The 13,011-nt window shown below is 49.3% G+C and carries 9 protein-coding genes; 2 read left to right on the forward strand and 7 right to left on the reverse strand.

What is annotated here, in order from left to right:
* Nucleotides 1-28: 28 nt before the first annotated feature.
* The 7 genes from KDC22_RS23485 to KDC22_RS23515 all read right to left on the reverse strand — a co-directional run bounded on the left by KDC22_RS23485 (nt 29) and on the right by KDC22_RS23515 (nt 10,461).
* Nucleotides 29-1,051 (reverse strand): SGNH/GDSL hydrolase family protein, encoded by a 1,023-nt coding sequence (locus tag KDC22_RS23485; RefSeq protein ID WP_246552909.1) that lies wholly within the window; start codon nt 1,049-1,051, stop codon nt 29-31.
* Between the two features lie 104 nt (nt 1,052-1,155).
* Nucleotides 1,156-2,763 (reverse strand): hypothetical protein, encoded by a 1,608-nt coding sequence (locus KDC22_RS23490; protein WP_211720523.1) that lies wholly within the window; start codon nt 2,761-2,763, stop codon nt 1,156-1,158.
* Between the two features lie 32 nt (nt 2,764-2,795).
* Nucleotides 2,796-5,726 carry an alpha-mannosidase gene (locus KDC22_RS23495; protein WP_246552911.1) on the reverse strand — a complete coding sequence of 977 codons (2,931 nt, stop codon included), beginning with the start codon at nt 5,724-5,726 and terminating at the stop codon, nt 2,796-2,798.
* Between the two features lie 132 nt (nt 5,727-5,858).
* On the reverse strand, nt 5,859-7,481 hold the full coding sequence (locus tag KDC22_RS23500) for an extracellular solute-binding protein (protein WP_211720525.1): 1,623 nt from the start codon (nt 7,479-7,481) through the stop codon (nt 5,859-5,861).
* Nucleotides 7,482-7,511: 30 nt separating this feature from the next.
* A complete protein-coding gene (locus tag KDC22_RS23505) occupies nt 7,512-8,408 on the reverse strand; it encodes a carbohydrate ABC transporter permease (RefSeq protein WP_211720526.1) in 897 nt (298 codons plus the stop codon).
* 11 nt (nt 8,409-8,419) lie between these two features.
* Entirely contained in the window at nt 8,420-9,334 is a 915-nt protein-coding gene (locus KDC22_RS23510) for an ABC transporter permease (protein ID WP_211720527.1), read from the reverse strand.
* A 278-nt stretch (nt 9,335-9,612) separates the two neighbouring features.
* A complete protein-coding gene (locus KDC22_RS23515; protein ID WP_211720528.1) occupies nt 9,613-10,461 on the reverse strand; it encodes a helix-turn-helix transcriptional regulator in 849 nt (282 codons plus the stop codon).
* Nucleotides 10,462-10,615: 154 nt separating this feature from the next.
* Here KDC22_RS23515 and KDC22_RS23520 point away from each other — a divergent pair, with 154 nt between their 5' ends.
* Together KDC22_RS23520 and KDC22_RS23525 are read left to right on the forward strand one after the other, a co-directional pair.
* The gene (locus KDC22_RS23520; RefSeq protein ID WP_173127970.1) at nt 10,616-11,557 is read left to right on the forward strand and encodes an MTP-1 family protein; all 942 of its coding nucleotides are present in this window, start codon (nt 10,616-10,618) and stop codon (nt 11,555-11,557) included.
* Between the two features lie 265 nt (nt 11,558-11,822).
* Nucleotides 11,823-12,902: a LacI family DNA-binding transcriptional regulator gene (locus KDC22_RS23525; RefSeq protein ID WP_211720529.1), complete on the forward strand. Its 1,080-nt coding sequence runs from the start codon at nt 11,823-11,825 to the stop codon at nt 12,900-12,902.
* Nucleotides 12,903-13,011 lie beyond the last annotated feature (109 nt).

Below are 13,011 nucleotides of genomic sequence, written 5' to 3' on the forward strand. Positions count from 1 at the left end.
TGCCCGCCAAAATCACCCCTCAGACTCTTCAGAACACACATTCCGTGGCAATCAACGGACGCTTAAGCAATTCCCATCCGGTCTGGGCGGATATAAAAGAGGCAAGCTCGCAGCCCATCCGGTAATGCGTCTGATAGCCGGGATGGTAACGGCCTCCCCAGCCTTCTACCTCTGGATGAATCAGCCCTAAATCCACCAAGAATACCTTTCCGTTTCCAGTTTGATTATAATGGGCCACGACCTTCTTTGCACTGGCCAGATAGTTGTTGTTCATGGTTCCGACACAGCAAAAGACATAGGGGTCATTGTATTGATCCAGGATAACCTGAATGAATTTTATATAAGCGGCGATATACGCCTCATCCTCAATGGGTGTTGAATAATCGTTTTGACCCAAATTAATGACAATTCCATCAGGAGTATACCGGGAGAAGTCCCATGGCGCCGTCTCTTTGCCGAGGGTCCCGAAAAAATGCTCCGGCAATCCATGCTTATTCCCTACCGCATCCTGCCAAACGCCAATGCCGCAAATGGCCATCGTGTGATATTCCGCGTTCAACATTCTGGCGCTGATCCCGACATAGGACATGTAGCCGTCGTCAAGATGCGGGGCTTCAGCGAGCTCATGCGGATGGCCGATCCCTGCTCCATCTGTGATGGAATCCCCAAAGTATTCAAGCCGGATAGGTTTGGCCGCAGGCGGGGCAAGGAAGCTTCCGCCGTCCGGAAGAGAAAAATGATGAAATGCGATATTTCCGGTCAAAATCCCTGTTCGCTTGTGGATTTCCAAAGTATGCTCGCCGTCCGGGAGTCCCTGTTCGATTAGGTATACATGAACGCCCTTCTTCAGATTAATCCAATTCCGGGCGATCCCGTCCAATACGATTTCAACGTAATCCTGCCCGCCGGAATCCTCTGCTGTCATTGAGATGGCCGTACCCCGGAAGGCAAGCTGAACAGCACTGTTCACCCATCCGCATTTCGGATTCCCGTTCTCTGTTAGCTCAAATCTTCCCATCAGCCTGGTGTACTTAGTAAAGTCAAATTCCAAAGTAACTCCTCCCCTAAAGGCCCCCTTCCAGAAAACCTGCAGCACTTCCGGAAGGGTCCTTATTCAGTTAGTGCATATCACCCGGCACTCTATTGACCAGTCTTTCATTGAACCGGAGTAAGCCCTAGCTTTGGATTTGCCAGATCGAGCTTATACATAATTTGATTATAGTTATACCGCGGTGTTGCGACATGATTCGTGAACGTATTCGTATAAGTCCCCTCGAAGTAGATTACCCGGCCGCCGGACTTATTGAAGTTCTTATGCTGGGCAACGTTATAAAAAGTATAATTATCGTGCGTTACGATCTTTTTGGCAGTAGTCCATGGACCTTGAGGCGCCGGAGCTTCCGCGTACCAGATCTCTCCAAGCACCGAGGTCCCCTGCACCTGCTGCCCGATCATCACGTAACGCTGCCGGTAAGCATTCCATTCGACGGAGCTTGAGGAGATTTGAACCTCTTCACCGGTATCGGCATCTTTCAATTGATAATATTTCAGGTCGGACGCCTGGATCACGCCTAAGCCGATCAGCTCCTTCTCTTGATCCTGCTTAAGCGGCGGCGTATTCTTTTTCCATCCCCATACAAGCTGGCCGTTTGCATTGCGCTCCAACGACGTTTGAGCTCCGTTGTACGCCGTTCCCGGTGTTAGAGCTGTAAACGATTCATATTGAGTATAGTCGATGATGGCATCATAGCTTGCGGGAACGCGTAAATTCGGCATCCGGTGTTCGGTAAAGAGCCAATAGCCCTTGCCGTTCTCCTCATAATAGGTCGCCTGGCCGCCCGGATGGCGCCAATCGTCTATGGAAGGAAACTGGACGGCCTGCTCGAACTCCTTCATATTGTCATTAAAAGCAAGGATGCCGAAGGCGTTGAGTCCGGGATTGTGGGTACTATATCCGGCGAGCAGGCGTTCATGTCCTGCACTGTCCTTGGCAGTCATCAATCCGAACACCCAAGCGATGCCGGCGCCGTCTGGCAGCTGCGGCACCAGGCTTTTGACGAAACCGTCCGGTTTAGTGAAATAATCCAGATTCACACCGGCGTCCGGGTCCAATCCGCCAGCCTGCGGCAGCTGAGAAGTTGCTCCCGTCACCCGGAAGTTCCCCAGCGGATACGCCGGTCTGTCGGTGTCGCCCCAGAACCAGTACAGCTTATTGTTGTACGTGATCGTCTGCACAGAATCCTGTCCCATGACCAGACCGTTTATCAGCGGCTCCTGAATCGGCGCCCCCAGACCAAGGAGCATACTGTCGCGGTAAATACCTTGCCCCGTAATCCGGTACAGCCGTTCAGCGATGTTGACCCGGTTCATCTCGATGGTAATCATGCCCCCGGGCATAATCTGTACCGCCTGCCCACGATTGCCAAACATATCGGCAGGGATATCATAACCGTGGCTCGACAGATGGAAAAAGACCGACTGGTCCATCAATCCGGGCTCGCTGAACGCAATCACACCAGCACTATCCGTATAATACAGAATGTTGTTCGTCGTCTTCAGCTCCACAAGAGGAATGCCCCGGCCCGTCTCGGCATCCACGACCTTGATCTTGAATGGCGCCTGGACCCCTGTCTTTGCGCTGCTCAGATTTTGCCGGCTACCGTTTTCCTCCGCCTGGGCTGCAAACGCGCCGCCCGGCGCCGTCATAATCATCAGCACAAGGCAAGTCCATATTCCCGCACTTTTCCACGGTTTCATTTTCATTTTATTGGCCTCCCGATCTTAGTTTTTTCATATCACGCCTTGCGGAGCACCATCCGAATTGTCTTCACCTCGAACGGACGAAGTTTCAGCATGACCTCTCCGCCTTCGTGCGGCACTTCTGCAATCTTCTCCTCCAGCATATTGGTCTCACTAACCGCTGCAATGGACAGCCCGATGTGAAGCTTGCAGTCTACAGAAGCCCCTTTACTTTCGTACAGACGCACCACCCAATCTCCCGATCCGTCTTCGGCAAGCTTGACCGTCTCCGCAATCACATTCGCTTGATCAATGCGGAGTAAGGAATGTGTCCCGCCCCCTCCCCCAGGTGCAAGGCTGACAGGATAGTTCAGCTCATAAGCTTCACGTACGACAGGACTATCAAGAAACGCGCCGTTCCAGAATGTAAATCCGTAGGTAAAATGATGCACCCCTTGATCGGATGTTTCATCCGGCCAGGTCGGAGCCCGAAGCAGCGTTAGGCTCATCGTGTTATCATCGACGGAAATGCCGTATTTGCAGTCGTTCAGCAGTGCGAAGCCGCGGTTTGCCTCTGCAAGGGCGGACCACTTATGCTGAACCACTTCGTAACGATCCGCATCATGCGGACGCGAAGCATGATTCGGCCTCTTGACGTGACCGAACTGAATCTCCTGCAGGGACTCGTTCGTATGAATGCGAACCGGGAAATCGACTTTCAGCAGCTTATTCTTCTCGCGCCACTGAATCGTTGTATGGAACTCCACCCGGCGGCTGCCCGCCAGCAACCGGATATCCTGAATCATAGTCGAATGATTCAATTCCCGCTCCACCCGAATATTCGCGAAGAGCGGTCCATTCGCAGTAACGGAGACCTTGGCATTGGCGTTTAGATCAATGGGTGCCAAGCGGTAGCGCCGGTCAATCTCCCAGGCATCGAAGTCCGAATTTTGATCCCGGTACATCCGCATGACATTGCAGCAGTCTGCTGCCCACTCCGTACCGGTCTCCTTATCGACAACCCGTGTAATCTCACCCTTTTCATTAATTCCAAGGTCAATCCATTCATTCTCCATATGCGATTCACTTGCCAAGACTGTCGACAGGACAGGAACGACCGGTATTTCCGGTTCAGTTTTGTAGGTCGACCAGCCCATGGAAGGAGCCTCCAGCTTGGCATAGCTAGCACCTTCGTGCAATTGCACGGGTAGAGCTGTTCCATGGCTATCCGCAATTCCGTGAACGCCATTAGGTAATGCTACCAGTTCCTGTCTTCTCCAGGACAGCGAGTTAAATACGGTAACACTCGAGAAGTCGCCGTCCGTGATTGCTTCTCTTGCTTCTGACGCCATGTTGTACACATGCTTATTCAATTCGATCAGTTCAAGCTGCGCCTCTTCATGGACGCGGTGAATAGAGGAGCCCGGCAGAATATCGTGGAATTGGTGCAGCAGCAATACCTTCCACAGACGGTCCAGCTCTCCGTAAGGATAGGTCCGGTTATTTAAATGCTCCGCTGCAGCCCCCCATACCTCCGCCTCACGGAAGCCAATTTCCGCCTTCCTGTTCAGCTTTTTGATAACCGCTTGTGTTGTATAAGTCCCCCGGTGAGCGGGGTAATAGAGCTCTCCCACATACTTCGCATCAGGGATGCCCTTTTCGATCTGATCCCGGAAAAATTCGATTGGCGAGCCGTGCCTCGTCTTGGGAACGCCCTCCAGATTGCCGAGCCTGCGCATAAACTCAAGATCGTCCCGGTTCGAGCCTCCGCCTCCGTCGCCATGCCCGAACTGCGTGAGCCGCGTAGAAATCCCTTCCAGCTGGACGCGGTCTTTCCACTGATTGATTAAGAACGACGGACTGATCCGGATCGGGTAGTAGTCTCCATAGTTCAGCAGATGCGCCAAGATTTGCGAACCGTCGATCCCTTCCCACAGAAACGTATTATAGGGGAACGGATCTGCTACATTATCATAAGTTCCGAATAATTTAACGGAACCGAAATACTTAATCCCGCAACCCTTCATGATTTGCGGCAGATTCCCGGAATAGCCGAATACGTCAGGCAGCCACAGCATTTCATTGTCTACGCCGAATTCTTCCTTGAAGAAGCGTTTGCCGTGCATCGCCTGGCGGATCAGGCTCTCGCCGCTAGTAAGGTTCGTATCGGGCTCTATCCACATGGAGCCTTCGGGAATAATTCTGCCTTCCTTCACCGCTTGCTTGATCCGCGTATACAGCTCCGGATACAGTCTCTTGACTAACTGGAACAAATACGGCTGGCTCTGCATGTACGTATATTCCGGATATTCATCCATGAGCGCAAGCTGATTGGACATTGTCCGTGCAATCTTACGCTTCGTCTCGGCAATCGGCCACAGCCAGGCCACATCCAGATGGGACTGTCCCATAAGGTACAGGGTAGGCACTGTTGAACCGTTTACACAGGATAAAAGCGGTTTCATGATCTCCCTGCACTCTTTTACGTTCTCTCCCAGCAAGTCCTGACGCAGGGTCAGGTCCACCGCCGCAAATACCTGAGTCAGACAACGGTCTATCTCCGCAACGCGGAGAGATTTGACATCTAGATGATTGCGAAGATCGTACAGGCATTCCAAGTCAATAAAAAACTGGTACACCTCTTCTTCAAAAATACAGAGCTGTGACTCTCCGAACACCGGCTGTGAACCGGAATGGCCGGCGTACGCCTCCGCAACAATCTCGAAGGATTCGCCGCTTGCCGCCGAACGGGTTAAAGTTACGTAATGATGGTTAAGATCCTTTGCACCACTCACGATGCCGTCAACATACACAGTCGCTTCGGACCCAAAATCAAGCATAGCCACCAGCCGTTTGCCTGCGGCCTCCTCAGGAACGATGATTGTGGAGCGGAACCAGCCATACCCCCAATTCTCCCCCCACTGTTGTCCCCTGGCCATGCTCTGGAACGGTTGTTCATCCATTTCATGAATGAAGAGCTGTTCCATTGTCGTAAAACCTGAAAATTCTAGTGGAGAAATTTTTGTAATCATAAATTGATTTCTTTTATTCAGAAGCTTCTCAACATGGAATAAAATCTCTTTTTTCTCGTTCAAAGCTCTTCTCACATCCTAGTTATCTTAATTTGCTGTTACTCTTTGCGCAGCATCGTTATAAATTTTCAGCGCTTCATCAATGGCGCCCATTGTTTGGACTTTATCTATGAATTCCTGCCAATCATCGAAGCTGCTCTTGCCGGCCACGAATTTGGCCTGTTCTTCCGTAACAAACGTTTTAACCGGGTTCATAATCTCCGAGATCCGCTGGTTCTCATCGCCTGTGAGCTGAATTGAAGGTTCGCTCAGCCAGGAAGGAACGTATTCGTTCTCAGGCATGGGTAAGCTCGTCAGGAATGGCGACTTCTCAATTGGCACCTCTTCATATTTGCCGTCAAATACGGTATAGTCTGTCGCGGCGAAATCTACAAACGCTCTTGCGTCGCTGACCATTTGCAGGCCAGGATTATGATTCCGGCTTGCCCGCATGCCGTATTTATCGCCTTCCAGCCACGGATCTTTGGCATTTTTCAACGAGTCCACAAAGGTCGGAAGACCATCCTCCCCGATCGTATAGGTCGTGCCCTCAATCCCCCAGGTGATCAGTCTGATCATTTCGTCCGAATATTGATAATCAATGAATTTGATCAACTCTTCGGGGTTTTTCACTTTTGAGCTTAGGCCATAAGTTGCCCAGCCCAGATCAGGAGTATTGCCATTCACCACTTCCTGCCAGGCTTTCCCGTACTTCGGATTGTCAGGATACAGGGAAACCGCAAAAATCTTTCCATCGTTGGCCGTTCTTGTGTACTCCGCCGGAGTGGTGAACCACTGCGTCAGCCACATGAGGTTGTCGCCGTTCAGCGCCTTTCTTTTCAGCGTATCATCGGTATCAATCGTATACTCCGGATCTAACAGCTTATCCGCATACAGCTTATTTGCAAATTGGAGCGCATCTTTAAACCCTTCTTCCAGCACCCCATATACATATTTCTCACCGTTCCAGAAAATTTCGTCCTTGATATGGTTCGCAGAGAACAGCGATCTCAGGCTATTCCATTTGGTTGCGACGGGATATTTGTCGGGGTAGAGTTTTTTAAGACTTTTGGCAGCCTCATAAAATTCATCAAGCGTCTGCGGAATTTCGATATGATTCGCTTGGAACACATCATAGCGGTAAGAGGATGTATTCTGAATGAGCATGCCGCGATCCTCAGGGAACCTCGGAGTGGATGTTTCCATAAAGGTATACATCTCGCCGTCAGCATTCGTCACCCGCTTCATTCCATTGTTCACCTTGCTAATGTAGTTCATATAATTCGGCATCAAATCTGTATATTGGGCTAATTCAAGAAGCTGACCCTGAGCAGCCATTTCACTCGTATCATAAAATAACGGCGTCACGAAGAAGTCTGTCAGATCGTCGCTCGCAATCATGAGTTTGACCTTCTCGTCATATTCAGAAGACGGAATATAGTTATAATCAATTTCCACCTTTTTACCCATGTATGCTTCCATACGTTTGTGCCATTCCTTGCCTACGAGACTATTCGGATTATCCACGCCATACGTAGGCAGAGTCACCGAGAAGCGCATCACATCCTGATTCTCTTCATCGGTAGCAGAATTCTTGGATTCATTCGAACATCCTGAAACAATCATTAGTGCGGCCAACCCGAGGACAAGTATTCTCGCCAGCTTGCTCATTTCATTCCCCCCTAATGTGTACGATATACCTCAGCCTTTGACGGAGCCTACGAATAATCCCTTGGTGAAATGCTTCTGAAAGAAGGGATAGATGCACATAATCGGAAACATGGTAATAATAATGACGCTCATTCGTACCGCCTTCGGATCAAGTGTTTCTCCCGGAGCATTAACAGCAACTGCACCGCCTCCTACCCGGCCTTGAATCGCAGTCGTATCCAAAGTGAACAGATAGTTTCTTAACACCATCTGCAAAGGGTACTTATCCTGATCCCGCAAGTAAATCAAAGCTTCGAACCAGCTGTTCCAGCTTCCGACCAGACCGAACAGGGCAAAGGTTGCAAAAAGCGCTTTGGACAACGGCAGTATGATTCTGAATAGGACCACTAGATCATTCGCCCCGTCGATATAAGCAGAGTCCTTCAGCTCAGAAGGAATATTAAGAAAGAAGGTACGAAATAAAAATACGTTATAAGCGCTGATGGCGCCCGGGAGAATCATAACCCATACCGTGTCTAACAGGTTCAGACTGCGCATAAGCAGATAGGTCGGAATTAGACCACCGCCGAAAAACATCGTTATCATAAGAAAGAAGGTCAAAAACTTCTTACCTGCAAAGCCAGGGATCGTGAGCGGGTACGCCATCATTGCCGTAAAAAGCAGCATGATGCCCGTTGAGCCTGCCGCATAAATAATCGAGTTCAGATACCCTTTAAAAATGTATGGATCATGAAATACCGTCGTGTACGCTTCCAGATTAAATCCCTTAGGCCAAATCGTTACGCTCCCGGAAGAGATGTAACTTGCACCGCTTAGCGATGTCGCGACGATATTCAGAATCGGATACAGCACAACAACCAGGATCAACAGCATGATCACAACATTCAAGGCATCGAAAGCTCTGGAGCCTAAGCTATCCCTTTTCAACTTCTCACCACCTAGAACAAACTTGTCTCTGATACTCTACGGCTAATCCAATTGGTCAAGTAAAGAACAATAAAGGAAATAAGCGACATAAACATTCCGATGGCTGTGGTGTACTCGTATTGCGCACCCAGTATACCTTGACGATACACATAGGACCCAATGACATCCGCTACTTCGTAAGTCTCAGGGGAATAGAGCAGAATGATCTTCTGAAAGTCACTCCCCAGAACTCCTCCTACCGCAAAAATCAGCAAAATAATTGTAGTCGGCTTGAGCGAAGGCCAAGTAATGTGCACAACCTTCTTCCATCGGCCTGCGCCGTCTACTTCAGCCACATCATAAAGCGTTGGATCTATTCCGCTTAATGCGGCAAGGTAGATGATCGTGCCGAACCCGACGCCTTGCCATATACCGGAGGAGATGAAGATCGACCGGAAAAAATCCGACTCCAGGAGAAACATCACCGGCTCTCCGCCGAAAAAGGCGACAATATGGTTAAACAAGCCGTCTCTTGCCGTAAATTCCTTCAGCATTCCCGCAACAATGACGACTGAAATGAAGTGCGGGAAATAAGATACCGTCTGCACTATTTTCTTAAATCTTTTGTTCCTTAGTTCATTGAACAGCAGAGCCAATATAATCGGCGCCGGAAACGACCAGAATAAAGTATACAAACCGAGAAGCAATGTGTTCTTCAACACTCTAAACGCCATGGGATCATTAAAAAAAGAAAGGAAGTACTTGAATCCCACCCACTCGCTTCCCCATATTCCTTTAGAAGCATTAAAATCCTTGAAAGCGATTAGAATTCCGTACATCGGAAAATAGTGAAAAATTAACAGCGTCAGGAAGCCGGGAAGCACCATAAGGTAGAGATAGCGGTGCCTGATCATTCTGGCTATGAACCTGTTATTACTTGTCTTCACTGAAACGCCTCCTGACTGTCAACCTGTTGTAGTCTGATACACCTGGTACCGGTCGCTCACAGCCACCTGAACTCCACGATCCAACTGTTTGCAAGCGCATTCATTTTCACCTCCAGATCGGAACCCAAGTTCGTCGAAACCGGGTTGTTCGTGCTTTCCGTTTACTCAGATTAGATCATCATGATGCCGAAGGTTATTATGCTAAATAGAAAATAGCACATACTATTTGATGCGTCAATATATAAAAAGTAAACATAATTAATATTAATTTGGTATACCTATCTATGGATTTTACCGAATTGCCGGTACCGGTGAGGCGTCAGATTATGTCTCCGTTTAAACAAGTCGTAGAAGTAGCTGACGTTCTCAAGTCCAATCTCCAAACTGATATCCACGATTTCCATATCCGTGTTCAGCAGCAAATTCTCAGCGTAGGACATCCTTAATTCATTGATATATTGGGTTGGAGACATCCCAAGATACTCTCTGAACATTCTGCATACGTAGGCATGCGATTTGCCGGACAGCTGGACAAGCGCGGCCGTTCCCCGTGTAAATTGTTCTTTCTTGTTCACCTCTTTGCATAGGGCCTTTAACCATTCCGGCTGTCCTGCTGGTTCGAACGGCTCCGCTTCGGCCGTGATATAACGGGAGAACAAGTCGGTCAAGATGGCTCTTACCTCCGCTTTGATAGCCGGCTTCTTCTCCTGCGGGATCAGATTGAGCTGCTCCAGCCGATACCGCACATATTCTTTTTCCGTCTTGGACAGCAAAGTCGACGGCGGCATGGCCGGCTCAAGAAGCCTTCCGCTCGGAAATCCCTCTCCCAAAAAAGCAATCATGTCATCCAGGACTTCCCGGTCGAACGATAAATTGATGAACTGGCAATCACTATCCGCCGTCTGCTCATAACAATGCACATCCCGGTCCCGTATGAACACGAGAGTATTCTCCTGCAGCACCTGACGGCTGCTGTTAATGACATGCACAACGCTTCCCTTCAGAATGAGAAACAATTCAAAAAAGTCATGGCTATGCATCCCGATCGTCTCGCGCACCGAGGCGATCAGCCGGTAATGGGCCTGAATTTCAGAATCAATGCCATCCGCCGCAAGAAGCTTCAACATTGGCGATACTCCTCCTTGTTCGTTATGTACTTCGATAAAGACAAGTCTTGCAATGTCAAACCACCATAATGCATCCCAAAATGGAGCAAGAATTGGGACATAGCTATCCATTAGGATAGAATTGTTATTGAAGCCTGAAAGGAGATTGCCGCAAATGAACTTATTGCAGCTGCGTCAGCAGTTTGAAGCAAACAAACGGATCTATGAAAGCGCCAAGCTTGTCTTCCATGGAGCGGAAGAGTTCGATGTCTACAATCCTTCGATCCCGTTTGAATGGAACGGCAAGCGCTACATTTACGGACGCCTGGAAAGACGCGATGAGTGGGCAAGGTCTTGGGTCCGCCTGTTCGAGCAGAGCGGTCCGGATGACTGGACAGCCGTGCCGGACACCATGATATATCAGCTTGAAGACCCTTATATCAGCATCATCCACAAACAGCTCGTACTGGGCGGTACGCATGTCCGTTACAAGCAGGGGCAGCTTGATTCTTTCTATGGTTACTTCTACAAAGGCCGTGATATTCATGATCTCTTCTACTTCACGACGGGGCCGGATAATATGAAAGACATTCGGCTCGTAGAGCTTCAGGATGGCAGGATCGGCGTCTTCTCACGGCCACGCGGCGAAGGAATACGCAAGGAATTCGGAAGTGAATCTTTAGTTGGATTCACGATCATCAACAGCCTCGATGACCTGTCTTCCGAGGTTATCGGGAACGCCCCTAATATCCAAGGCCTGTTCCACGAGGATGAGTGGGGGGGCTGCAATCAGGCCTACTTGCTTGAGAGCGGGAAGATCGGCGTCATCGGCCATATCTGTTATGCCGAAAAAGGTATATCGACCTATATGAACATGGCCTTCGTATTGGACCCGCAGACGAATCAATTCTCAGAGCTGAGAATCATCGGCACGCGTCCATGTTACCCTGAGGGTCCCGCCAAGAAACCGCATCTGACGGACTGCGCATTCACCGCCGGCATCGAAATGCGTCCCGATGGCAAGGTCAATCTGTACAGCGGCATCGGCGATTGCGAGGTTGCCCGTATTGTCATCGACTACCCGTTCGAGAAGGAAGGCGCCATGGTTACCCTCTAAATGAAATACTTAAGCTTCGGGCTGCTGGATTTGCCAGCGGCTCTTTGGGTTGTCCGTTGACCGGCGTAGCTGACAGCAGTCAAGATGTTATGTTAGGTTAATGGTAAAGTATACTTTATTTGACCTCATAGTAATACATACCTGCTCAAAATTCAATTTTTTTATCTTATTCGATAAAACTCATCCAAAACACGCTGTAAGTAAGTATACTTTTAAAAACGATGTACGCTATAATTGAGGAAATGTCGATATGAGGTGAACTTACTTGAGCAAGAAGGACTTAACTCTGCCAAAGTACCAGATGGTTAAAGACTATGTCTTATCCCAGATTGAGAATCAGGAATTCACAGAAGAAAACCGGATTCCTAGCGAGTCGGAATTCTCCAAGCTGCTGGAAGTCAGCACTATCACCGTGCGCAAAGCACTGTCAGAGCTGGTGAACGAAGGCGTGATCTACCGTGTCAGGGGTAAGGGGAGCTTCGTCGCCAGTCAAGCGGCCGTCCCGGAGAAGACCTCGAATCTGGTGGCTTTCGTCATTTCCGGCGTCGAACTGTACGATAGCTCGTATATGCAGATCATGCGGGGCATCCAGTCCTTTCTGGGCAAACATGGCTGCAAGCTGATCATTGAATTCGTGGAGAATGATTTCGAACAGGAACGTGCACTTGTTCTGGAGCTGATTCAAACCGAACTAAGAGGACTACTCATCTATTCCTCTGATCCCGAAGCGGCAAAGGGCTATCTCGGGGAAGTTCGAAAAACAGCGATTCCGTTTGTTATGCTCGATCGTTCGCCTTCCGGCTATCCAGTCAACGTCGTCACTTGCAATAACCACGACGGTGCTTATGAAGCAGTGGAATACTTGATCCAGCAAGGTCATCGACGAATCGGATTTGCAGCTTACGACTATCATCTGAGTCCGGAGATTGACCGATATAACGGTTATCGCAATGCTATGTTGAATGCGTCCCTTCCAATCTCCGAGTCTCTCTTGTTCCTGGATAAGGACATGGATCACTCTATGCTTGCACACCTGATTCAGAGCAGGGAGCTGACCGCACTGTTCTGCGCGAACGATAAGCGGGCCCTTGAGGTAATAGACCAGCTGACTGCACTTGATATCCGTATCCCCGAACAAGTATCCCTGATCGGCTTTGACGATTTCGAGAGCTCCAAGTTCGCCAAGGTCGCCTTGAGCACAGTGAAGCAATATTTCGACGTTCTCGGCTATGAGAGTGCCAAACTGCTGTTCGAAATTACCGAAGGCTCGTCTTATGGTCATAAGAAAGTCATGTTGCCCACCAGCCTGGTCATACGTGAGACAACTAAGCCGTTCCAAGGTTGACACTCGATTCACCACCCGTTAACACGATACACTGAAGCTCAACTGGCTAAAGCCATAATAAAAAGCCGCCAATCGGCGGCTCTTTATGCATTCTTATTCTAACATGATT

The organism is Paenibacillus tritici, assembly GCF_018207515.1.
Classification (GTDB): Bacteria; Bacillota; Bacilli; order Paenibacillales; family Paenibacillaceae; genus Paenibacillus_AQ; species Paenibacillus_AQ tritici.